We start from the raw sequence: 22,117 nt of genomic DNA, 5'->3' as shown, positions 1-22,117 counted from the left end.
GACGCGACACCCCCCCGACCCCGGCGGAGGTGAGGGGGTCGGGGCGCTGTGCCTGCCAGGTGCGCGCGGCTCTGCTGTGTCCGTGGCGCCGGATAGCGTTGCCACGCAGGTGAATCGAGAGGAGCCGAGGTGGGATCACAGCAGTACCGCGGAGAGCTGGAGCGCAAGCGCAAGCAGCGCGTCGACGCGGAGAAGAAGGCCGGTGAGTACCGGAACAAGGAGTCGAAGAAGCGTGCCGAGGCGGACAAGGCACGTCAGGAGGCGACGAAGACCAAGAGCGCGGCGACACAGAAATCGAAGTTGAGCCGGGCCGCGCAGCGTGACAAGGAGGCCGCGTCCGCCGGAAGCGAAGCGAACAAGTGGCAGGCCAAGGCCTCCGGCTACCGGAAGCAGGAAGCAGACCTCCAGACCAAGCTCGCCCGAGCAGAGCGCTCCGAGGCCGACGCGGCGGAACGCAAGCGCAAACGAGAGCAGACCGCCGCTGATCGGCGTGCGGCTGCCGAACGTGCGGCGACCGAAGCGCGCTTCGACCGCACGGAGCATGCTGTCGGCGAAGCGCTCCGGGAACTGCGGGCACCCAAGCCGGAGAAGCTGCGGGTGCTGTTGCTCGGCGCGTCCTCCGAAGGGGATCTGCGCGTGGGGCGAGAGCAGAAGCGCATCCGATCCGCGGTCGAGTCCGCGCTGCACCGAGACCTGATCGAACTCGATGTTCGCCCTGCCGCGACCGCGAGCGACCTGCTGGATGGCATCACCAAGTTCCGACCGCACGTCGTGCACTTCTCCGGACATAGCAACGAAGACCTGATCGTCTTCGAACACGACACCGATGCACCGCACGACGGGCACGTCGTCACGGCGCGGGCGTTCTCACGCGCGATCGCCGCCACCGATGACCCGCCGCTGCTCGTGCTGCTCAACGCCTGCAGGTCCGCCGCACAGATCGATCAACTCGTCGCCGACGTCGTCCCGTTCGCCATCGGCATGGCCGACAGCATCGACGACGCCGACGCCATCAACTACGCCGCCCAGTTCTACGCCTCCATCGCGAACGGGCAATCCGTCCGGTCAGCTCATCTCGCCGGCCAGGCCGCATTGGAACTCGCTGGCCTGGACGGTGCCGAGCTCCCGACCCTCGCCGCAGCTGCCGACGTCGACCCAGGCGCCACGATCCTGGTCAAGCCCACCGACTGACCACCTCTCAGATGCGCCGCGCCAGCGGCAGGGCGGCGGCGGTGAACGCGGCGGCCTGCTGCCCGACCAAGCGCCTCGTCTCGCAGGAGGCCTGGATCGCGGCCTGCTCGATCGCCGCGACCGCGGTATCGAGTTCTTCGACGGTCGGGGCGGTGACGGCGATCAGGCCGGTGTAGCGCAGCACCCCGTGCCCCGCGGTCAGGTCGGCTTCCTGGCGCAGCACGTCCTCGTACTCGGCGGTCTGCGAGGCGTCCTGGATCTGCCCGATCTTCGCCCGCTGGGCGCGGTCGCTGATGTACTCCACCTTCTTCTTGCGGATGTCGCGCACGGCCTGGTCGGTCCTGAGCGGGGTGCACAGCAGCGATATCGACCGCTGTATCCCCGTCGACAAAGTGATCGGGGCGAGGAACCCGGGATACACCATCGCGCGCGGCCATTCGCTGATCCACAGCACGGCGTGGTGGCCGGAGTCGGTGCGCAGGCGCTCCCACGTCTCGGCGACGGCGACGGGGCCGGCTGTGGCGAGGTCCTGCCCGAGCTGCCCGTGGCGTTCCAGAGTCGGCCCGATGGCGGGGTCGTAAGCGGTGCGCAGCATCACCGCCAGTTCCCCGGGGCTCAACCACCCGGACGGGGTGAGGTCGGCGGCGCGGAGCGCGGAGACGAGGGTGGTCATCTCCTGGCGGAGCACGTTCGCCGCGCCCTTGATGCCGCCGCCGGCGGTCCGGATCTGCCGGCCCGCCGCCTTCATATCCAACGACAGCGACACGGTGGTGGCGTGGCGTTCCCCAGCAGGCCCTGCCCGGTCAATCAGCTCGGCGTAGGTGGTCGAGGCCCAGGAGTCGTCGTGGGTGCCGTGCTCGGCCCACCATTCGGCGAGCCCCTGCCCGGAATCCGGCAAGGTGCGCTCCAGCACTTGGAGGGTGGCGACCCGGCCGGAGCGGCAGACCGTCGCCAGCACCCGCCCCCAGGCGGTGACCCGGCGGTGCTGCTCGGACGGGTCCAGGAGCACGAACGCCGGATGCGTCACCGACACCACCACCGTCAGCGTGTTCGCGGTGGGGTCGTGGATCATCCCGGCCCCCGTCTCGGGATCGGTGTACTCGCGCAACCTGGCCATGTCACCGGGCAGCGCGAGCGTGCCCTCCGGCCGCGGGGCGACGATCCGGCGCCGGTAGAGGAGTTGTCCGCCGGCGGTGCGCCAGGCCCACCAGGCGCACACGGGTATCCACTCGACCAGTGCTCGGCCGCCGATCTTCACCCACGTCAGTGCGATCGCTGCCGCCCAGATGGGGGCGGAGTAGGCGATGAGGATGCCGCCGCCGGCGTAGAGCGCTCCGATCAGGGACGCACCACCGATGCCGAGGGCGATCATCTGCGACAGCGACAGGCCCAGGATGAGGCCGCGGCGGGTGAGGCGGGAGAACTTCACCGGCACCAGCTCGCGGGCGCTCGGTGTGGTGTCGTCGGTGCGTGGCATCGCCTACTCCTTCCGGCCGGCCGTGCCGGCGTCTGCTGAGGCGGACCGCTCGGTCGAGGTCTTCGGCATCGGCGCCGACGGATCCGGCGGCGTCCCACCCGAACCCGGGCCGCTGCTGTCACTGGGGGTGGTGTGGCCGGCGTTCTGCGCGCCCGCGGCGACGGTGTCGGCCTGGTTTCCGAGCTCTCGGCCCGCCTGCGGGCCGGCCTCGGCGGCTTCCTTGGCGACCATGACGCCGGCCACGACCGGGGCGGCAGGCCCGGTGCTCGCGGCGGTCCCCGTTCCCGCCTCCGCGCTCGCGGTCTCCGTCCCCGCCGTCTCGGTGCTGGCCGCCGGCTTCGGCGCTGGCGAGCTCCCGCCCCCGTCACGTCCGCCCCCGCCATCAGTGCTGCCGAGGATCTTCTTCGGGCCCTCACCGCCGGCCCTGGTGGGGATCGGGACGGGCCGGTTCATGGCGTTCTTCGCGTCCTGCTCGGCGCCCATCGAGTTGTAGAGGTCGAAGCCCACGAACGAGATGAGCCGGTAGACCATGTAGGGGGCGAACGCGGCGATCCCCATCAGCACGATGCCCGCGATGGGCTCGGTCACCGCGGTGAGGCCGGCGTCGATGGGCGTCGCGACCTGCGTGATCGCGACCAGGAACACCACGACGAGGACGAGCTTGGAGACGATCAGGGCGATCAGGAACGTCACCCATTTCCCGATCCACCCCTTCGTGACATCCCACGACGCCCCCGACAACGCGAGCGGGGCCAGCACGACGGTGACGAGGATCAAGGCTTTCCGGATCAACAGGCTGAACCAGACGATGCCGATGGCGGCGATCATCAGCCCGGCGAGGAAAATGCTGACGATCGCGCCGACGCCGGGGGCGGCGATATTCAACCCGGACAGGGCGCTTGCGAGGAGGAGGAGTTGGTTGCCCATCGATTCGGTGGTCTCCCCGGCTGCCTGGATGAGGCCGATGCACAACTGGTCGACGATCTCCAGCAGCACCGTCGTCAACGTGATGACCACGAAGCTGCCGAGGATCGACTTGCCGGCCCCGAGCGCGGCCCGGGAGAGGGCGCCGGGGTCGCGCTGGATCATCCCCGTGATGAGCTGGAGGAAGAAGAAGATCGCGACGATAAACAGGGCGATCCCGAAGACGATGTTGTAGACCGAGACGAACCCGTCCTGGTTCAGGTCGACCAGGGTGGTGGTGTCGAAGACGGTCCACATCATCTCCATCAACCACGCCGCGGCCCCGGCCATCGAGGAGGCGAGCCAGTCGAACGGGGCGGCGATCAGGGACGCGGTGCCCTCACCGACGGCGTCGCACACGGTGGAGATGACGGGGATATCGCACACACTCACGGCGCACCCCTCCTTTCACACGCAGAAGGGGTCAGACCTGCTGGCCGACCGACCAGCCGAAATTCACCAGCGCGACCGCGGCACCGCAGATCACGGCCGCGCCGCAGGAGATCAGCAGCCCCGTCTTCCCCCGCCCGGCAAGGTGCGGGTTCGAAGAGTTGGAGCCGTAAGCCCAGATGATCGCGGAGACGATCAACGCGAGCACAGACAGGATCAGGCCGACGGTCATAACGGCGCCGACGATGGTACGCAGCTGCTCGATACCCGGCAGCCCGCTGGAGTTAGGGTCGATGTCGATCACGATGTGCCCTTTCACGAGACGAGAGACAGTTCCGACCGCCAGGTGCACCCCGCAACCCCCAGGCACACGAACGGCCCGCCCCCAGCGGGGCGGGCCGAAAAGAAGGAGGAGGGATGGTGGTTAGAGCTGGTTGCCGATGCTGATGAGCCAGTTCAGCCACGCGACGCCGGCGCCGGCGAGGATCGCGCCGGCGAAGGAGACGAACACCCCGGCCCGGCCGCGGGCCGCGAGCTGGTAGTTGCCGTTGCTGGCGCCGATCGCCCAGCAGACGCCCGAGACGATCAGCATCAGCACCGCCACGATCAGCACGAACATCAACAGCGCGCCGGCGACCTCCCGCAGATCCTCGATCCCTGACAGCCCATCGAAATCCGGAAACACCTCCATCACCGATCACCGCCCTTCACGGTGATGTGGAGGTGGTCGAAGTGTCCGCCGGTCACGTCGCTGGGGTCGTGCATCCCGCCGCCGTTGTAGTCGCGCCAGCCTTCGTCGGCGCGGGCGAGGGACCAGATCTTGCCCTGCCAGATGAGGTACTCCACGCCGAGGGTCTCGGCGTGCTCTTGGAGCCAGTTGGTGACCTGCCACCCGTACTCGACCTGGGTCGGGGTCGGGTACTGGCCGATCGCGTTCCCGAACGCCACATCACACGCCCGCCCGATCGGATGCTCCGACTTCGATCCCGGCCGGGGCGAGTAGCACGCCCACGTCGACTCCGGGAACGCGGCGAGGGTCTGTTCGTAGACGCTGCGCATCCGCAGGGTGATCTGCCCATCCGTGGTGGGGTCGTCCACCAGCTCGTCCGGGTCGCCTTCCACCGGCGACGGATCACCCGGCGTGTCCTGCTGGGTGTCGCAGTCGTCTTGCCCGGGTGGGGTGACGTCGGACTCGTCGAGGTCGGCGGCGTCGTGGTCGTTGAGCCATTTCGCGGGGTCGATGTACTCGCCGTCGGTGCCGCCGTCGCGGACCTCGAAATGCAGATGCGGCCCCGTGGACATGCCGCTGCTGCCGACGTCGGCGATGTGCTGCCCGGCTCGCACCGTGTCGCCCGGCTGGACGTGGATGCCGTGCTCCCAGGAGTGCGCGTACGCGGTCGCGATGATCTTGCCGTCGATGCGGTGCTCGATGACGACAAGACCGCCGTAACCGCCGGAGAACTCCGCGACCGTCACGATGCCGTCCGCGGCGGCGAGGATCGGCGTACCGTCCGGGGCGGAGAAGTCACTGCCGGTGTGGAAAGACTGCTCCCCGGTGATCGGATGCGTCCTCGGTCCGAACGGGCTGGTCGGCACCCAGGTGCCCTCCGGGAGTGGGAACACCACCCGCGAGGACTCGACCGGCTCCGCGCTCACCAGGACCGCGGCTCCGGTGGGGCCGGGGTCGCCGCTGCCGGTGAGGGCGGTGAGGATGTCGCCTGCGACGGGCTCGTAGTTGTCGTAGCGGTCCGGGTACGCCGACACCTCCACCGCCTGGGCGGCTTCGCCCTTGCCCATCTGCTCCCAGCCGGGGATGTCCAGCAGACCCCGCGGTGAGCCGGCGTTGGGGCCGTCGGGGCCGCCGTAGAACGCGGCGGCCTGGTAGTCGGGGTCCATGAGTTCGGCGACGGTGCCCCACCCGGAGGCCGGGCGCATCTGGAACAAGCCGAGAGAGTCGTGGTCTGAGCCGTTGCCGTCGTTCGGGTAGTCGCCGCTCTCGGGATAAGCGCCTGTGTTGGCGAGCATCCGCATCCGCGACTCGGTCAGCGCCGCCATCAGCGCGATGATGATCCCGTCGCGTCCGACCCCCTCAGTGGTCGAACCGGTTTCGATGATCGTGGCCGCGTGGGTGAGCTCGGTTCGTCCGAGGACGATCTGTTCCCCGTTGCGGGTGGTGGAGGTCAGTTCGTCGGGGATGTCGCCGACCTGCACGCTGCCGCCAGGAGCTGCGCAGGAGGCGGCGGAGGGGTTGACGAGCAGCCCGACCGAGACGAGCACGACCATCGGACCGAGCAGGACGAGGGCGGCGAGCCCCGCGATCGCTTTGCGCAGCATCAGAGCGTCCCCCAGGTCTCAGCGCAGGGGCTGGTCGAGGACGGACAGGCGCAGCAGATAGCACGGGTCGCCGTCGGGCGGGCAGGTCAGGAAGATCGTGAACGCCACCGCATGCGCGCTCGACGTCGGTTCGTCGTTCCAGATGCCCTGCCGGTGGCGGATGCCCTCGACCGTGTACGCGGTGGTCCCCGGCGCCAGTTGCCCCGGCTGCGCCTGAGCTTCGGCCTCCGCCCACGCGGCAGGCACGAACACGTCCGTGATCTCCAAGTGCTGGGTGGTGGAGTACTTGCGCAGCTCGACCCAGGTGTCGCGGGTCGGGAGGTAGCCGGCGATGTCGGAGGCGAGACCGGCCTGCTCGATCCCGGAAGGGTCGGCCACCTTCAGGAGCACGCTCGTGTAGTCCAGCGGCATCAACCCGCTAGTCGTATCCCACCCGAACAGCGCCTCGGCCACCAGCCGGGCGAACTCCTCGGGGTCATCGGTCTCGGGGATCGGCGCGAGCTCCCGCGGCGCGCGGTCCGTCGTGCCCGGTGTGGTCGGTGACGGGCGCGCGGGTGGCGGGTCGCTGGTGGTGCGAGGGCCGGAGACCAGGCCGTAGACGCCGACGCCGACCAACAGCAGCACGACGACAGCGGCCGAGATCAGCACGACCAGTCGGCGGCGGGAACGAGAAGCATCTGTCGAGTTCATGCCCCCCAGGTGCGCTGGAACGTACATCCGCCCCGGCACCCACGCAGGGTCCGAGGCGGCGAAATGCCCGAGGGTCAGAGCGCGTGCAGATGCCGCACCGCACCGTCCCCGTCTTCGCGGTCTTCGTCGCCGCTGTCGGGGTTGTGGTCGCGTGCGGCGGTGAGGGCGGTGGCGAAGCGGGCGGTGCCGTCGGCGATCGTCAGGAACATCTCGATCTGCTCATCGGTGAGCTCGCGGGCGAGCACGGCCGGGTCGTAATGCGTCCACCAGTCGACGAGTTCGCCCCAGATCACCACGAACGAGCGGGTCGTCCACACCGTGAGCCCGGCCGTTGCAGGAGTGGCCGCCTTCTTCGTGCGGCGGGGCCGGTTCTTGGCGCGGGCGACTGCCTCCTGCGCGAGCCGGTCCAGCTCCGCATTACGGCTCCGGGCGGGGTCTGCGATGAGGGTGCGGATCTCCTCGAAGATCGGATGCACCGGCGCGCCCGATTCGATTCGCGCCAGCGCGTCCGCCACGGCTGCGCGGGTGTCGTCGGGGAGGTCGTCACGGTCGGCGGCCTGCTGGATCGCCTCGATCTTGTCCAGCGTCCGGTAGGACGCCGCTCCGGGGATCATCGCCGCCGCCTGCTGCCGCGTCTCGCCCGCCGGCATCGGTGACGGTGCCGGAAATTTTCCGCCACCGTCCTCCCCGCCCTCTCCGCTCTCGGACGGCTGGTGGTCGCTGCTGAACCGGGAGGCTTCCTGTCGGCGGGCGGCGTCCTCGGCAAGGAGGGTCTTGAGCTCGCGGTACAGGCTCGCGGCTTCCAGTGGGGTGAGGTCCTTGTGCAGCAGGTTGTCGTCCTGCTCGGCCAGCACATGTCCGAGCCGGTCCGAGATCCCTTGCCGCACCCACACGTTCACGGTGCGCCAGCCGAGCTGCTGGATCGCGGCGAGCCGGCGCCTGCCGCACACGAGCACCCCGTCCGGGGTGATCGTCGGGGGCTGGAGCAGTCCGTCGCGGGCGATGGACGCGGCCAGGGAGTCGATGTCGCCCAGGTCGGTGCGGTGCCGGTTCCCGATCCTGATCGACGACACGGCCCGTTCCAGCTCGATACTCATCGCCGACCCCCACCCTTGCGTGGTGCCGCCAGCGACACGGTAAGCACGAGGTCGTCGTCGTGCAGCAGCACCGGCACCGTCTCACCGATCAACAACCTGAGCAGGATGCCCCGCCCCGCCGAGGTCGCGGCGACACCGGGGGCGGGGTTGCCGAGCAGTGCCCGCAGCAGCGCCATCCACGAGGAGCCGGGCAGGTCGAGCAGGGCGCGGGAGTGCTTGTCGCGGCGCAGCACCTCGAACGCGGACTGCCGCGATCCGGCACGGGCGAGGGCGTGGCAGACATGCTCGACCGCGGCGCGGGCCGTCTGCGCCGGCCAACCGAGGACAGTGACGAACGCGATCGCGTCCTCCACCGCACCAGAGGCCGACGTGACCACCCCGGCCGGCTCCACCACCTCCCGCTCACCCCCGCTCTCGCCGTCGTGCTCGTCGTCGGGGTGGGGGTCGGTGATGTGGAACGCGGGATGGTAGTCATCCAGCGGGTTCTCCCGATCGGAGAGACGTTCGGCGTCGTGGAAGACCGAGTAGTGCGGGCGGCGCGCCTGATGCGTCGAGCACAGCAGGCCTTGGGCGCGTTCCTCGGCGATGCAGGTGATCCGCACCGCGTGGGTGACCACGCCCCACGGGTCATCGGCCTCGCGCGCGGAACGGGTGCGCATCACATCGAACGCCGCAGCCGCCGCCTCCCACGGATCAAGGCCGTGCTTGCGCGCCAGAGCGGCGTACTTCTCGGCCGCGTACTCCATGAGCTTCGTGGCGGTCGGATCGGTGCGCCACGCGCCCGGCCCTTCCGCGTGCAGCCGGGCCAGCAGGGCGCGCAGGCCCTCGCCGGTCGTGTAGTCCTCGCCGCCTCCCGGGGCAGCAGCGGCGGTCGTTGTGTGCGGGATCATCTCGGCACCTCCTGCCAGGCAGGTGCACACCGGCTCCCACGAGTAGCGGGGCGGTCAGGGAAAGAACGTCGGATCGTAGACATGACGGCTCACCCCTGGGTCACTTCCTGCCCAGACCCGGCGACTCGGGTGCGGGCTCCTCGCGGCCGAACGCCGAGAGCGGCGGCAGCCGCCTCGCGCCGGCGGCGATCTGCCGGCCGACATACTTGGCGCTGACCGCGATGCCGTGCCGGGTTCCCCGAGCGAGCTTGGCGTCCAGGTCGATGCCTCGCCGCGACAGAGAGCCGCTGCCACGGGAGAGCAGGTCGGAGGCGCGCACCCAGTCCACCCCGCGGGTCGGTTTCTCCACGTCCACGCCCTCCGCGCTTTGCTGCTCGCGGTCGACGTCGGCGGCCTGGATCGCCTCCGGTGCCATCCCCGCCGACGGATCAGGCCGCTCCGGCCCTGCCACCTCGGATGGTGGCGGCGGCTCGGGCGACTGCTGGTCGTGCGGGTGCTGTTCGGTGTTCATGACAGTTCCTCCTCGGAATGTTCAGATGCAGTGCCGGCCTCCTGCGGGACGGACGACTCAGACACCTCGGCCTCGGGTGGGCGGGGGAAACCAGCGGCCCACGGTCGAGGGGTGCACATCGAGTTCGCGGGCGATCTGCTTGTTCGACCAGCCCGCCTCCCGCAGCCGCGCCGCCCGCTCCCGCCGACCCGCACCAACCACCGTCGAAGCCGACTCGTGCGTCGCGGGCACGGACGGGACTACTTCGCCCACGTCCTCGTGCTGCGGTGAGGGATCGTCGGGCTCCGTCGCCGGGCTCTCGGTTGGGGGCTCGGGTGCGGTGCCGCCCGCCGGCAGAGCCGGCAGAGGCTCCTCGGTCTGCGGAGGGGTGGTCGTGGTGCGGGTGGAGCGGATGAGCACGACCGTGAGATGCGTGGACGCCAGCAGCACCAGGGGTGGGACGGCGGCGACGGTCGCGGCGAGCAGGCCCGGCACGGACGCCTCGGCGGTGACCAGGGCGTGCGCGGCGTTGGCGATCACCGAGACAAGCGCGCCGCCGATGAGCAGCGCCCACGGATACCACGCCGCCCGGCGCCCATCGAGAGCGACCACGGCGACGGTCGCGACCACGATCAGCCCATCGACCAGCAGCGGCCAGATCCACGCCTGCCCAGCCCCGATCCCCGAGCGCACGGCGAGGTCGGCCAGCGCCGTGAACGACAGCCAGAACGCGCCGGCGGCGATCATGACCGTGCCCGACGCAGACGAATACACCGCCCACCGACGCCCCGAGAACTGCTCCATCACAGCCCCCTTACCGCCGGCGCCCGCGCGGGCGTCTCGGGTGCGTCGAGGCCGTGGGCCTGGCGACCCCGAGACACCGCACCCATGCCATGGCGGGCTACGGAGCCCGACTGGGCGGGGGTGCCGTGGATGTGTTTGTAGCCGGAGGTGACGGTGCGGGTGATCTCCCGCCGTCCGAAGTCGGGCTGCTCGACCGTGAGCATCGCGTCCAGCGCCTCCCGATACGGCACGCCTTCCTCGGCGAGGATGCAGGAGGCCCAGAACAGCTTCCGGTTCCGGTCGGTGCGCTCTCCGCCCAGCCAGTTCGCGAGCTTCACCGGATCGGTCCGCCCCGACCTGCGCGCATGGGCCGGGAATCGGCGCGGCGGTTTGGGTGGTTCGAGGAAAGCCCGGAGCCGGTCTGCGTCCAGCGGGTGTGCGGGGTCGGTGCCGAGCTCGGTGATCCGGTAGGGCACGGTCTCGCCGTCGATCACGCGGATCGAGGGTGGGGCGACGATGTAGCCGCCGTCGCCGCGGAAGTCGATCCCCGCATCCCCGGCCTGCCACGACCGCTGCTCCATCTCGTCGGCGGCTGGGTAGTAGAGGTGCAGGCCGCCCGTGGGCGAGCGCACCAAGAACTCCCACCCTGTGACGAGGCCGGCGCGGTCGGCGCGGTTCAGGGCGTCGTAGCCGTTCGTGCCGTGCACGTCCACATCCACCACGACCAGGCCGGAGGCAGCGCCGGTGGGGACGCCGATGTTCGCCTGTGGGAAGCGCCGCCACCAGGTCTCGACCTGCCGCGGGTTCGTGGTCGCGTCCCGGAAGCCGCGGCCGTGGCGGATCAGCGGCACCTTGTCGCGCGGCGCGACCGGGAACACCGGCACCCCCGCAGACGCGAGCCCGGCCGCGGCCCGCGGGAGGGGCTGGTCGATGGCGTCGAGGAAGATCGCCGACAGATCACGGACCGTCATCACAGCCCCCGCCCCGCTCGCTCGGGCCGCGCCTCCTCAGACTCCACGGCAGGCGCCGGCCGGCCGGAGCCACGTTCCGGCGGCCGACGCTGGGTGTCGCGGCCGAGGCCGGGCGGGGTGCCGTCGCTCACCTGGATCGTGTCGAGGCCATCGAGGATGTCGAGCGCGGTTTTGCGGATACGCTCCCCAGCGGCCTGCACCACCTCGACCGGATTCTTCCCATCCACAGCCGCCGCCCACCCGGCCACGTACGGGATCGTGTACTCGCTGGTGTCCATCCCATGCGCGGCACCGATCATCAGCGCCACCGATTCGGCCTCGACCTCCCCGATCCCGCGATGCTGGCGGGCCTCCTCCTGGTCGGGGCCGTGCATCAGTACGTGGGCGAGCTCATGGCCCTCGGTCTTCACCTGTGCGGCGTCGTCCATGTTGGTGCGCACCGCGACCTGGCGGGTCTCGAAGTTCGTGAGGCCGTTCGCGCCGCCGATCATGCCCTCGTGCGGCACCCACAGCAGCTCGAACCCCTCGGCCTCGATCCGCTCCGCCAGCCCCTCGCGCAGTCCTTCCGGCGCCTGCCCGGTCAGCAGCCGCGGCTCCGGCTTCTTCGGGAGGGGGTCGCCGGTGGTCTGGGAGACATCCCAGACGTAGGCCGGGCGTACCCCGACCATCTTCGAGCGCACCGTCTCGCCCGGTTTGGGCTTCTCGCCTCGGTTCAGGCGCCGCCACGACGCGGGATCGGACGGGTTCGCGGACGCGAATCTTCCGGTGACCGGGGCGAGGATCTGGTACCCGGCCTGGCCTTTGCCGACCTGCCGGCCGAGCTGTTGCCACTGCTTGTAGCCGGCGACATAGGTCGGGAACGGCTCCGGGACGCGGCCCTGTTCGAACGCGGCCTGGTGCTGCTCACAGATCAGCAGGACGTTGTTGAACGACCGCGACCGGAACCGCGCGGCGAACCGGAGCGCGTCGGCCCACTCATCGCCGGTGACGAGCCGCTCGACCGCGCCGGTGAGCTTCCCGTGGAGCTCGTCGAGCTTCGCCTCCCGCGCCTGGCGGGCCTCCTCTTGCCTCGTCACCATCGTCGGCCTCCTCCCGGAGGGCCAGCCACCAGGGGCGGCGGCTGGCCCTGTACCTGCGAGGTGAGCCAGGCACATCCGGCGAGTCGAGACGGTCAGCGAGCTACGGGATCGGTAGGTTGGCCGCCAGGACAACTGTGGTCGTGCCTGACGTAGGACATACCGGCCTACCAGCGCTCCCTCCGACGGTGGGCGGGAAGCGGTGATGTCCGGTCGGACGCCGGACGAAGTGAGGGTTTACCGGACCACGGTGCCGTTCTCAGGGTGATCCGTGGTGACGGGGCGCATGGCGCGGTAGCGGCTCGGGCTGAGCCCGGTGTGCTCGATGAACGCCTCGGTCGCACGTGACCGGCTCGACCAGCCCACGCGCCGGCCCGCAGCAGCCACGGGCAGGTCGGTCTCGCGTAGCAGCCGGGCCATCTCCTGCACGCGCAGCATGGTCAGGTAGGCGATCGGGGTCTTCCCGAACGCCTCGGCGAACACCCGCGTGAGTTGTTGCGGAGACAGCCGCACGGTCTCGGCCAGCTCGCCCAGTGTCCACGGGTGCGCGACGTTCTCGTGGAGGGCTTCACGGGCGAGCATCGCTTCACGGCGCAGCGGCGCGAACCGCCGGGTACGCGGCAGCACGGGGCGTGAGCGTGCCCGCTGCAGGGGTGTCAGCCGCACCGGGGAGATACGGATGTGCGGGGCGAGGACGTCCATCACCGCGAACCAGAGGACCTGTAGCCGGTTGAACCGTTGCGGGAAAGAGCCCTGGATACTGAGGGCGACCATCTCGTCCAGCCACGGCGTCACCATGCCCGCTCGGTCTTGGCCGAGGCGCAGGATCTGTGCGGGCTCGGAGTAGACCTTTTCCGCGAACCCTTGCGCGTCGAGCCGATCATGCAGGATCGTCGAGTGCTGCCAGAATAACTGATCGAGCGCGAAGTCGGTATCGACGTAGATCGCGGTGAGAGTGACGAGGTCTTCGGGTTCGGCGCTGAACAACACGTTCGGGCCGATCAGGACCGCATCACCGACGCTGACCGGCTGATGCCCGAACTCGCTGAACACGATCGCCGACCCCGACCTGACGAACACGAGTTTGAGACAGTCGTAGACCATCGGCCCGATCGGACGACGGATCGAGCGAGTCCGAGCGACCAGCGGAACCAGCCCTTTCGCACCACGGGAGTGTCCGGCGGCCTCGGGAACCGCCGGACACTCCCGCTGAGCTGCCCCTGGTCGGGCGAACCCGGCTATGCGGCCATCACCCCGGACTGCTGCGGCTCGCTGTCCGAGGGCTTCGCACGCTTCTGCGCTGCGACTGCGCCGAGGAGCACGAGAAGCGCGGCCACGGCAAGAACTGCGCCGACCCAGAGGGGGGCCGTGAAGCCGAGGGTCGTGGTGATGGCGATGCCGCCGAGCCAGGCGCCGAGGGCGTTGCCGATGTTCAGTGCGGCGATGTTCATGCCCGAGGCCAGGGTGGGGGCGTCGCCCGCGACGTTCATGATGCGTAGTTGCAGGCCCGGTGCGGCGGCGAACCCGACCGTGCCGAGCAGCAGCATCAGCACGACTACCGCGACCGGTACCGCAGCCATGAGGCCGAACGCGACCAGCACGACTGCGAGAGCTGCGAGGATCGCGAGGAGGGAGCCATTCAGGGAACGGTCGGCGGCCTTGCCGCCGAGGATGTTCCCGATGAAGCTACCCGCGCCGAAGACGAGCAACAGCCACGGCACGGCCGCCTCAGTGAACCCGGTCACGTTGGTGAGCGTGAACGCGATGTAGGTGAACGCACCGACGAGCCCACCGAAGGTGAGCACGCTCACCAGCGCGGAGGCGAGCGCCTGCGGTCGCCGGAAGATGCCCAGCTCCCGGCGCAGGCTCGGCACCCCGCTCGCCTCGTTCGTGTGTGCGGGGCGGACGAGGATCGCGATGCCGATCATCGCGATGATCCCGATGGCGGTGATCGCCCAGAACGTCGACCGCCAGCCCGCGGCCTGCCCGAGGAAGGTGCCGGCCGGAACGCCGAGCACGTTGGCGACGGTGAGGCCGGCGAACATCAGCGCGATGGCGCCGGCCTTCTTCTTCTCCTCGACGAGGTCGGCGGCGACCACGGCCCCGACGCTGAAGAACGCCCCGTGGCACAGGGCGGCGATGATCCGGCCGGTCAGCATGAGGCTGTACGTCGGCGCGACCGCGGAGACGAGGTTGCCGATGATGAACAGCACCATCAGCCACAGCAGCACCTTCTTCCGGTCGAACCGCGACACGGTCACCGTCAGCGCGAGCGCACCGACGGCCACGCTCAGCGCGTACCCGGACACGAGGATGCCCGCCGTACCTTCCGAGACGCCGAACTCTGTCGCGATCTCGGGCAGTAGCCCGACGATCCCGAACTCGGTCAGACCGATGCCGAACCCTCCCAATGCCAACGCGATCAAACCCCACGGCATACGCCACTCCTTCGACTCGTCACAACGACGCATCGCAATATCTCGATGCGAGAGTCAAGCATCGCAAAAGTTCGATATGAGGTCAAGTCGAGGGTGCGCCGAGGGCGCCGCGGTGGGTCAGATGACGCTGGTGAAGAGGGCGCCGAGCTCGGCGAGGCGGTCCTCGTTGCGGCGGTAGTGGGTCCACTTGCCCACGCGGGTGCTGGTCACGAGTCCGGCGCGTTCGAGGGTCGCCATGTAGGACGAGACTGTGGACTGTGCGAGGCCAGTGCGGTCGCGGATCTGTGTGATGCAGACCCCGTACTCGTCCGGGTCGGCGATGCCCTGCTCGACAGGGAAGTTGCCGCGCGGGTCACGCAGCCAGGTCAGGATCTGTAGTCGGATGGGGTTCGACAGCGCCTTGAATGCGTCGATCGCATCGACCTGAGCCTCGGTCTCGGCTGTCATGGCCGCACTCCTCGCCGTGTCGCATCGCAATATGTCGATCCATGCTATCAGCCAGGGGCCAGCCGCTCGGCTCAGCGACTGCTAACGCTCCCGAAGCCCCTCGGTAGACCGAAGTCGGCACTTCACTCTCGCCATCAGGCGTCAACCTCTACGCTGCGCGTCCGCTCTTCGCGCACGCCGTGTCGGAGGTAGGGGCTGGCGAGGGCCGGGAGGATCACAAGGATCGCGAGGATCGCCATCCCAACACCGAGGATCACTGGCGAACGCAGCCCGTAGGTCGGGATGAGTGCGGAGCCGATGGCCGAGCCGAGGATGATCCCGAGCGTGATGAACGAGGAGTGCACGGTGTTCGCCAGAGGCGCGGTGCTCCCAGCTCGCTGCGCACGGACCGCCATCGCCGGGTTCATCGTGACTCCGACCAAGCCGATCCCGAACATGAACACCAACGCGAGTGCTGGAACATCGGTGAAGAACGCGAACCCAGCCAGGAACACGGCATTGAGCGCGGTACCGGCGAGCAGGGTCGAGATGGTGTGCCGGTCGGCCAGGCGCGCCACGATCATGTTCCCGACCACGGTTGCGGCACCGTAGGCCAGCAGCAGCAACGGCACGGTGGTCTCGGCGAAACCGGTGACCTGTGTGAGGATCGGGGTGAAGAAGGTGAAGGCCGAGAACGTCGCGCCGATGATGAGCGTGCTCGACACGATCGCCAGGAGGAACTGCGGCCGACGCAGCACCGCGAACTCTGCGGAGGCGGAAGCCCGGGGCTGCTCGGCGCCGGTCTCCGGCCGCGGGTTGCGCACCACGGCGAGGGTGAGGATCGCGGCGATCACCGTCAGCAGCGAGATCGTCCAGAACGCGGACTGCCAGCCGAGCCTGCCGCCGACGAGCGTCGCCAGGGGCAGGCCGAGCAGCGTGCCGAGCATGAGCCCGTTCATCGCGACGCCGACCGCCCGGCCGCGGATGCGCTCGTCGACCAGCTGCGCGCACAGCGACACCGCGACGCCGAAGAACGCCTGCGCCGCGATACCGCTGATGACGCGGGCGACGACCATGACCGGGTACGTCGACGCGAGCGCGGCGATGACGTTGCCGACCAGGAACACGGCGAAGATGACCGAACAATGGCCGGAGGGAGACATCGATCTCCGCGGTGGAAGCTGGTAGCAGCAGAAGTCACGCTCTCGCCCCGAGAGGCTTGACATTGAGGCAGGGGAACCCGCCGATCAGCACGTCCACCGGCGGCACATCGTTCCAGTCGACGGCTGTGATGTCTCCGAGGTTCGGGATGCCCGGCCAGTGGTCGGCGAAGACGCGGATAGAGGGGGTGTTGATCTCGGAGAACCAGATCGTCTCCCCGCCGGTGGCGTACTCGACGGCAAGGTCAAGGCCGCCGTACCCGGAGAACAGCGACCCGACCCGGAGAGGGCGGCCGCAATGGGAATGGTCGTCGCGCATGAGGGCTCCGCAGGCTTCGTGAACCCCGGACCTCGACGCGCCGAACGGGCGCCAACCTGCCGGGCTGAACACCTGCCAGGTGCACCACCGACTGCCCGGCACGCAGCGAACGACCGCGACGCCGAAGGGCTCTCGACCGTGCCTTCGTCGGCCCCGACAACCCTCCGTCTGCCTGTCGCCGTGACTCTCGTCCTCGCCGCCTCAACGAGCCGCCACACGTCTTTCAAGCGAGGGTTGACCGGCTAACCTGAGATGGTAGACGACGGGCGTTTGGTCCGCGTGGGCGATCAGGATGGCGGTGTGATTTGACGGCTGAGCGGAACATCGCCGCCCTCGTTGGCAACGGTCTGTCGATCGCGTTCAACCCCGAACTAAACCTCCAGAGCATCACCGAAGAGGTGCTTCGTCGCATCGAGGAGTCGGACGGCGGTGACGTTGTCATCGCCATGAAGGAGATTGCCGAGCGCGCTCTTCCCGACGGCGCAAGTAGTGCCGAGGACTTCGAAGTGCTTGTTGGTGCGTTCGGGGCAGAGTCACGCACACTGGATGTCCTAGATACTCTTGCTGCGTTGACTAAGCCATCTGACAAGAAACTCAGGAAGGCCATCAGGCGAGTCTCTCGATTTGCTGAACAAGTGCGAGACACCGGCATTTCGCATGTTCTTGAAGTAATCGCAGAGCGATCACATGCCTACGCTGATGAAGCACAAGGCCTCTACGACTTAGTGACCGCGATCACTGAGTCCTTCGACGGTAAAGTTGTCATCGGGAATCTCAACTACGACACCCTCATGCTCGCCGCGCTCCTGACGGTCTGCCAATCGGAGCTTGCAGATATGGGGCACGGGTATCGGCGTGTGAAGGTACTAGTTGACGACCGAGTTGAACGCGAGGTGCAGGCGCTCCGATCCAGCAGCGGGGATTTTCCGCTAGGGAAAAGAGTGCAACTACTGCACATTCACGGATCACTAACGTTCTGGGCAACGCGTGATCGGAAGATTCACGCCAAGCTGCCCAAGGACATGCTCGATGACGGGGACCAGTGGCGTGCGATCCGTGACGACACAACGAACGTCCGACCAGTCGTTGTTCTCGCGAACCGGAAAGATAAGGCGGAACACGTCGCTAAGTTTCCCTTCGATCTGGCCTACGAGATGTTCTCGGGTGGTTTGGCTGCGTCCGACCACTGGCTCATCATCGGCTATTCCTTCAAGGATGGTCCTGTGAACTCCGCACTTCGAGCAGAGTTCATCGACCGCGATCCGAAACCCAGCGTGCTTGTGGTGACTTACGGTGATGAGCCGCGTCGGCGAGACGTGGAAAGGGCATTCGGTTGGGGTGCTGAGGACGGTTCCTCCAAGACGTGGCTCACCATCAACCGCGATGGTGCGAGCGGCGTGGAGAAGACCGACGATTGGCAGGACTTCGTCGCGTAGCGAGGCTCTCCAGATCCCTCTAGTCAGAAGCACACCTTCCTGGTGTGACGGTTTCGATGCGAGTAATGAGCGCCGGCGATGGCTATGAGTACCTACTTCGCACTGTCGCCGCAGCTGACGGCGACCGCGACCTCTCGACCCCGCTGACGAGGTATTACACGGAGGAGGGAACACCTCCCGGCTTCTGGATGGGGTCGGGCCTGCCGTACCTCGGCACAGGTGAGCTCACCGAGGGCGGGCAGGTCTCCGAAGCGCAGCTCCAGCTCCTGGTCGGGATGGGCCGCGACCCCATCACCGGGGAGCCGCTGGGTGAGGCGTACCGGCAGTACGCAAGCGTGCAGGAGCGCGTCGACCGTCGGGTCGCCGACCTCGACCCGGAGCTGGGGCCGGTGTCTCGTGCGGAGCAGGTCGCGGCGATCGAGGCGGAGGAAGCCGAGCGCGGCACCCGTCGCGTGGTCGCGGGCTACGATCTGACGTTCTCGGTGCCGAAGTCGCTGTCGGCGTGGTGGGGTGTTGCGGACGGAGGCACGAAATCCCTGATCGCGGACGCCCACCATCAGGCCGTTGCCGAGGTGGTTGCGTTCCTCGAACGCGAGGTTGCGACCACCCGCGTCGGCGCCGCCGGCCCGGACGGGGCGGTCGCGCATGTCGATGTCGCCGGCGTCCTCGCCACCGCGTTCGACCACTACGACTCACGTCGTGGCGATCCGCAATTGCACACCCACGTCGTGGTGAGCAACAAGGTCCTCACCGTGCAGGACCAGAAGTGGCGGACCCTCGCCGGTCGCCCGGTGCACGCCTCGGTCGTCGCCCTGTCCGAGCTGTACAACGCCACGTTGGCGGATCGGATCACGGGCATGTTCGGGATCGAGTGGGAGGCCCGGGAGCGAGGCCGGGATCGCAACCCCGCGTGGGAGCTCGCCCCGGTGGCCGACGAGCTGATCTCGGAGTTCTCCTCCCGGTCCCGGCAGATCGAGGAGGAGAAGACCCGCCTGATCGACGCCTACCGAACCAAGCACGGCCGTGAGCCGTCGGCGGCGACGATCCTGAAGCTCCGCGCCCAGGCGACGCTGGCGACCCGTCCGGAGAAGCATGTGCAGTCGCTCGCGGACCTCACCGCTGGCTGGCGGCATCGCGCCACCGAGCTGCTGGGCGAAGACGCGACCGGCTGGGCGCGCACGCTCGCCACCGCCGCCGAGCCGTCGGTGCTGTTGCGGGCTGATGACGTGCCACTCGACACGATTGCCGATCTGGGCAGTGCGGTGGTGGTGGCGGTGGGGGAGAAGCGGTCGACGTGGCGGCGCTGGAACCTCCACGCCGAAGCCTCCCGGCAGCTCATGGGTGTGCGGTTTGCGTCGGCGGAGGATCGGGAGGCAATCACCGGGATGGTGACCGACGCGGCCGAGCAGGCGTCGCTGCGGTTGACGCCGCCGGAGCTGGCGTCGAGCCCGGTCGTGTTCCGCCGTCCGGACGGGTCGAGCCGCTTCCGCCACCCCGGCGCCGTGCTGTACTCAACCGAAGAACTGCTGGCCGCGGAAGACCGCCTCCTCGACCGCTCGCACGCGACGACCGGCCGACCGTGGAACTGGCCACCGTCGAGCGGATCACAAGCAGGCCCGACGCGGAAGGGCGACGGCTCGGCCCCGATCAGGCTGACGCCCTCCAGCGGATCGCGGTGTCGGGCCGGGTCGTGGACGTGCTCGTCGGGCCCGCCGGTGCGGGGAAGACGACGGCGATGAGCGCGTTGAAGCGGGCATGGGAGCAGCAGCACGGCGCCGGCAGCGTGGTCGGGCTCGCGCCGTCGGAGAACGCGGCGCAAGTGCTCGGCGAGGAACTGGGGATCGAGACGGAGAACACGGCCCGCTGGTGGCAGATGCACCTCCTCCACAGGACCACGTTCGACAAGGACCAGCTCGTCATCCTCGACGAGGCATCCCTGGCCGGCACCGGCTCCCTCGATCGCATCACCGGCCTCGCCGAACAAGCCGGCGCGAAAGTCCTGCTCGTGGGTGACTGGTCACAGCTCCAAGCCGTGGATGCGGGCGGGGCGTTCGGGATGCTCGTCCACGACCGCGACGACGCCCCAGAACTCACCGACGTGCACCGGTTCACGCAGGCGTGGGAGAAGTCCAACTCGCTGGCCCTGCGGCACGGCCGTACCTCGGCGATCGACACGCTCATCGAGCACGACCGGGTGCGCGGCGGGGAGCAGGGCGCGATGGTCGATGCCGCCTACACCGCCTGGCGACGCGACGTGCAGGCGGGGTGGGCGTCGATCCTCGTCGCCGAAACCCGCGAGACCGTTACCGAGCTGAACGAGCGTGCCCGCGCCGACCTCATCCTCGACGGCACGATCACCCCCGGCCGAGAGGTCGCCCTGCATGACGGCACCCAGGCGTCCAAGGGTGATCGGGTCATCACGCGGGAGAATGACCGGCGGCTGCGGTCCAAGAACGGCCGATCGTGGGTGCGCAACGGCGACCGGTGGACGATCACCGCCGTCGCCGGGGACGGGTCGATCACCGTCCGCCCAGCTGGGCGACGCTTCGGCGGATCGCTCGTGCTGCCGGCCACGTATGTAGCGGAGCAGGTCGAGCTCGGGTATGCGATCACCGGGCACCGTGCCCAGGGCGTCACCGTCGATACCGCGCACGCGGTCGTGACGGCGACGACGACGCGGGAGAACTTCTACGTCGCGATGACCCGCGGCCGGCACGGGAACTACGCCTACGTCGCCACCGACACCACCGACGACGCGCATGTCGCCCCGCACCCCTCCGACAACCCCGACGCCACCGCCCGGTCCGTCCTGTACGGGGTGCTCCAGCACGTCGGCGCCGAGCTGTCCGCGCACGAGACCATCACCGCCGAACAGGAGCGCTGGGGCGCGATCGCCCAGTTGGCGGCGGAGTACGAGACCATCGCCCAAGCCGGACAGCACGACCGCTGGGCCACCCTCCTCACCGCGTCCGGCCTCACCGAGGAGCAGGTCGATCTCGTGCTCGGCTCCGACGCCTACGGTGCCCTGTCCGCGGAGCTGCGCCGCGCCGAGGCCAACCATCACGACCTCGGCGCCCTGCTCCCGCGGCTCGTGGCAGCGCGAGGCTTCGCCGATGCCGACGACATCGCCTCGGTCCTGCATCACCGCCTCGCCCGCGCAACCGCCCGACCTGCCGGGTCCGGGCGCACCCGCCGGTCGCCGCGACTGATCGCCGGGCTCATCCCGTATGCCTCCGGCGTGATCGACCCCGAGATGCGCCACGCCCTCACCGGACGCGAAGAGCTGATCGAACACCGCGCATCCGCGGTCCTCGACCGCGACCTGAACGAGGGCGAGCCGTGGACGGCCGCGCTCGGGAACAAGCCCGCGGACGAGTGGACGGCGCAGCGATGGCGACAGGCCGGCCGGGTCGTCGCGGCGTACCGCGACCGGTACCAGATCACCGACGAGACCCCGCTCGGCCCCGTTGCGGAATCGGATGCGCAGAAGCTCGACGCCGCCCGCGCCACCGCAGCGCTCACCCGGGCCCAGCAGCTCAGCCGCCACACCCCGAACACCGAGCAGCCGGACCTCACCATGGAGGCCCGGCAGGGGCGCACGCTCTGACCCGGCGGATCAGAGGGAGCGGCCGGGCAGGTTCTGATCGACGGCATCGAAATCGCGCGCGGTGCTCAGGCCCGTGGTTCGTGCCGGGGCCTGGCGTCGTCGGTCGCTGGTGAGGATGGCGAGGTCGTGGTGGCCGGTCACGATGGCAGCGGTGCCCTCGCTCAGCAGCAGATGCGTGCCGGTGCTCGCCGCGGACGTGACCGGCCCGGGCACCGCCCCAACCCCACGACCGAGGGCATGCGCTTCGCGGGCGACGTGCTGGGAGCCGGAGCGTGCCCCGGCTTCCACGATCACCGTCGCCGAGGACAGTGCCGCCAGGAGCCGGCCGCGGGCGAGGAACCGGTGCCGGGGGGGGGGGGGGGAGAGGGGTGGTTGGGCG

General features: G+C 69.4%; 20 protein-coding genes and 1 pseudogene. 3 read left to right on the top strand and 18 right to left on the bottom strand.

The window, feature by feature from the left end; translation table 11 throughout:
• Window positions 1–129: 129 nt before the first annotated feature.
• Entirely contained in the window at window positions 130–1,191 is a 1,062-nt protein-coding gene (locus AC3ENQ_RS13885; protein ID WP_108871793.1) for a CHAT domain-containing protein, read from the top strand.
• Between the two features lie 7 nt (window positions 1,192–1,198).
• Here the strand turns inward: AC3ENQ_RS13885 and AC3ENQ_RS13880 are convergent, their stop codons facing one another.
• The 17 genes from AC3ENQ_RS13880 to AC3ENQ_RS13800 all read right to left on the bottom strand — a co-directional run bounded on the left by AC3ENQ_RS13880 (window position 1,199) and on the right by AC3ENQ_RS13800 (window position 16,695).
• Window positions 1,199–2,668: an SCO6880 family protein gene (locus AC3ENQ_RS13880; protein ID WP_431805330.1), complete on the bottom strand. Its 1,470-nt coding sequence runs from the start codon at window positions 2,666–2,668 to the stop codon at window positions 1,199–1,201.
• A gap of 3 nt (window positions 2,669–2,671) precedes the next feature.
• Complete coding sequence (locus tag AC3ENQ_RS13875; RefSeq protein ID WP_431805329.1) at window positions 2,672–4,024, bottom strand: conjugal transfer protein TrbL; 1,353 nt, start codon at window positions 4,022–4,024, stop codon at window positions 2,672–2,674.
• Window positions 4,025–4,055: 31 nt separating this feature from the next.
• Window positions 4,056–4,325: a DUF6112 family protein gene (locus tag AC3ENQ_RS13870; protein WP_108872453.1), complete on the bottom strand. Its 270-nt coding sequence runs from the start codon at window positions 4,323–4,325 to the stop codon at window positions 4,056–4,058.
• Window positions 4,326–4,445: 120 nt separating this feature from the next.
• Window positions 4,446–4,712 (bottom strand): DUF6112 family protein, encoded by a 267-nt coding sequence (locus AC3ENQ_RS13865; protein WP_108871790.1) that lies wholly within the window; start codon window positions 4,710–4,712, stop codon window positions 4,446–4,448.
• Complete coding sequence (locus tag AC3ENQ_RS13860; RefSeq protein WP_431805328.1) at window positions 4,712–6,355, bottom strand: M23 family metallopeptidase; 1,644 nt, start codon at window positions 6,353–6,355, stop codon at window positions 4,712–4,714. The genes AC3ENQ_RS13865 and AC3ENQ_RS13860 overlap by 1 nt, the downstream gene beginning before the upstream one ends.
• 18 nt (window positions 6,356–6,373) lie before the next feature.
• Entirely contained in the window at window positions 6,374–7,045 is a 672-nt protein-coding gene (locus tag AC3ENQ_RS13855) for a hypothetical protein (protein ID WP_431805327.1), read from the bottom strand.
• A 74-nt stretch (window positions 7,046–7,119) separates the two neighbouring features.
• Entirely contained in the window at window positions 7,120–8,142 is a 1,023-nt protein-coding gene (locus tag AC3ENQ_RS13850) for a ParB N-terminal domain-containing protein (RefSeq protein WP_431805326.1), read from the bottom strand.
• Window positions 8,139–9,032: a hypothetical protein gene (locus tag AC3ENQ_RS13845; RefSeq protein WP_431805325.1), complete on the bottom strand. Its 894-nt coding sequence runs from the start codon at window positions 9,030–9,032 to the stop codon at window positions 8,139–8,141. The genes AC3ENQ_RS13850 and AC3ENQ_RS13845 overlap by 4 nt, the downstream gene beginning before the upstream one ends.
• Before the next feature lie 100 nt (window positions 9,033–9,132).
• Window positions 9,133–9,543: a hypothetical protein gene (locus AC3ENQ_RS13840; protein WP_431805324.1), complete on the bottom strand. Its 411-nt coding sequence runs from the start codon at window positions 9,541–9,543 to the stop codon at window positions 9,133–9,135.
• A gap of 57 nt (window positions 9,544–9,600) precedes the next feature.
• Window positions 9,601–10,326: a DUF2637 domain-containing protein gene (locus AC3ENQ_RS13835; RefSeq protein ID WP_431805323.1), complete on the bottom strand. Its 726-nt coding sequence runs from the start codon at window positions 10,324–10,326 to the stop codon at window positions 9,601–9,603.
• Window positions 10,326–11,276: a bifunctional DNA primase/polymerase gene (locus tag AC3ENQ_RS13830; RefSeq protein ID WP_431805322.1), complete on the bottom strand. Its 951-nt coding sequence runs from the start codon at window positions 11,274–11,276 to the stop codon at window positions 10,326–10,328. Before AC3ENQ_RS13830 ends, AC3ENQ_RS13835 begins: the two co-directional genes overlap by 1 nt.
• Entirely contained in the window at window positions 11,276–12,355 is a 1,080-nt protein-coding gene (locus AC3ENQ_RS13825; protein ID WP_431805321.1) for an ArdC family protein, read from the bottom strand. Before AC3ENQ_RS13825 ends, AC3ENQ_RS13830 begins: the two co-directional genes overlap by 1 nt.
• Window positions 12,356–12,589: 234 nt before the next feature.
• Window positions 12,590–13,456, bottom strand: coding sequence for a helix-turn-helix domain-containing protein (locus AC3ENQ_RS13820; RefSeq protein WP_431805320.1), 867 nt, complete (start codon window positions 13,454–13,456; stop codon window positions 12,590–12,592).
• A 134-nt stretch (window positions 13,457–13,590) separates the two neighbouring features.
• On the bottom strand, window positions 13,591–14,790 hold the full coding sequence (locus AC3ENQ_RS13815) for an MFS transporter (protein WP_431805319.1): 1,200 nt from the start codon (window positions 14,788–14,790) through the stop codon (window positions 13,591–13,593).
• Between the two features lie 117 nt (window positions 14,791–14,907).
• Entirely contained in the window at window positions 14,908–15,237 is a 330-nt protein-coding gene (locus tag AC3ENQ_RS13810) for an ArsR/SmtB family transcription factor (RefSeq protein WP_431805318.1), read from the bottom strand.
• Window positions 15,238–15,371: 134 nt separating this feature from the next.
• Window positions 15,372–16,379, bottom strand: coding sequence for an MFS transporter (locus AC3ENQ_RS13805; RefSeq protein ID WP_431805317.1), 1,008 nt, complete (start codon window positions 16,377–16,379; stop codon window positions 15,372–15,374).
• A gap of 34 nt (window positions 16,380–16,413) precedes the next feature.
• Window positions 16,414–16,695 carry a DNA cytosine methyltransferase gene (locus AC3ENQ_RS13800; RefSeq protein WP_431805316.1) on the bottom strand — a complete coding sequence of 94 codons (282 nt, stop codon included), beginning with the start codon at window positions 16,693–16,695 and terminating at the stop codon, window positions 16,414–16,416.
• A gap of 305 nt (window positions 16,696–17,000) precedes the next feature.
• Here AC3ENQ_RS13800 and AC3ENQ_RS13795 point away from each other — a divergent pair, with 305 nt between their 5' ends.
• Both AC3ENQ_RS13795 and mobF read left to right on the top strand, forming a co-directional pair.
• Window positions 17,001–18,131 carry a hypothetical protein gene (locus AC3ENQ_RS13795; RefSeq protein ID WP_431805315.1) on the top strand — a complete coding sequence of 377 codons (1,131 nt, stop codon included), beginning with the start codon at window positions 17,001–17,003 and terminating at the stop codon, window positions 18,129–18,131.
• 56 nt (window positions 18,132–18,187) lie between these two features.
• Window positions 18,188–21,738, top strand: a pseudogene (gene mobF / locus AC3ENQ_RS13790) (MobF family relaxase).
• Window positions 21,739–21,747: 9 nt separating this feature from the next.
• Here the strand turns inward: mobF and AC3ENQ_RS13785 are convergent.
• Window positions 21,748–22,117 (bottom strand): DNA-processing protein DprA (locus AC3ENQ_RS13785; protein ID WP_431805314.1); only part of this gene is annotated, 370 nt, incomplete at its 5' end.

This window comes from Microbacterium sp. bgisy203 (assembly GCF_057706945.1).
This window is presented reverse-complemented; position numbering and strand designations above follow the sequence as displayed.

What these genes read in the sequence shown, in the direction of transcription:
- AC3ENQ_RS13880 (WP_431805330.1), bottom strand. Translation starts at nt 2,668, where the DNA reads ATGCCACGCACCGACGACACCACACCGAGCGCCCGCGAGCTGGTGCCG.
- AC3ENQ_RS13865 (WP_108871790.1), bottom strand. Translation starts at nt 4,712, where the DNA reads ATGGAGGTGTTTCCGGATTTCGATGGGCTGTCAGGGATCGAGGATCTG.
- AC3ENQ_RS13860 (WP_431805328.1), bottom strand. Translation starts at nt 6,355, where the DNA reads ATGCTGCGCAAAGCGATCGCGGGGCTCGCCGCCCTCGTCCTGCTCGGT.
- AC3ENQ_RS13855 (WP_431805327.1), bottom strand. Translation starts at nt 7,045, where the DNA reads ATGAACTCGACAGATGCTTCTCGTTCCCGCCGCCGACTGGTCGTGCTG.
- AC3ENQ_RS13850 (WP_431805326.1), bottom strand. Translation starts at nt 8,142, where the DNA reads ATGAGTATCGAGCTGGAACGGGCCGTGTCGTCGATCAGGATCGGGAAC.
- AC3ENQ_RS13845 (WP_431805325.1), bottom strand. Translation starts at nt 9,032, where the DNA reads ATGATCCCGCACACAACGACCGCCGCTGCTGCCCCGGGAGGCGGCGAG.
- AC3ENQ_RS13840 (WP_431805324.1), bottom strand. Translation starts at nt 9,543, where the DNA reads ATGAACACCGAACAGCACCCGCACGACCAGCAGTCGCCCGAGCCGCCG.
- AC3ENQ_RS13835 (WP_431805323.1), bottom strand. Translation starts at nt 10,326, where the DNA reads ATGGAGCAGTTCTCGGGGCGTCGGTGGGCGGTGTATTCGTCTGCGTCG.
- AC3ENQ_RS13830 (WP_431805322.1), bottom strand. Translation starts at nt 11,276, where the DNA reads ATGACGGTCCGTGATCTGTCGGCGATCTTCCTCGACGCCATCGACCAG.
- AC3ENQ_RS13825 (WP_431805321.1), bottom strand. Translation starts at nt 12,355, where the DNA reads ATGGTGACGAGGCAAGAGGAGGCCCGCCAGGCGCGGGAGGCGAAGCTC.
- AC3ENQ_RS13820 (WP_431805320.1), bottom strand. Translation starts at nt 13,456, where the DNA reads ATGGTCTACGACTGTCTCAAACTCGTGTTCGTCAGGTCGGGGTCGGCG.
- AC3ENQ_RS13815 (WP_431805319.1), bottom strand. Translation starts at nt 14,790, where the DNA reads ATGCCGTGGGGTTTGATCGCGTTGGCATTGGGAGGGTTCGGCATCGGT.
- AC3ENQ_RS13810 (WP_431805318.1), bottom strand. Translation starts at nt 15,237, where the DNA reads ATGACAGCCGAGACCGAGGCTCAGGTCGATGCGATCGACGCATTCAAG.
- AC3ENQ_RS13805 (WP_431805317.1), bottom strand. Translation starts at nt 16,379, where the DNA reads ATGTCTCCCTCCGGCCATTGTTCGGTCATCTTCGCCGTGTTCCTGGTC.
- AC3ENQ_RS13800 (WP_431805316.1), bottom strand. Translation starts at nt 16,695, where the DNA reads ATGCGCGACGACCATTCCCATTGCGGCCGCCCTCTCCGGGTCGGGTCG.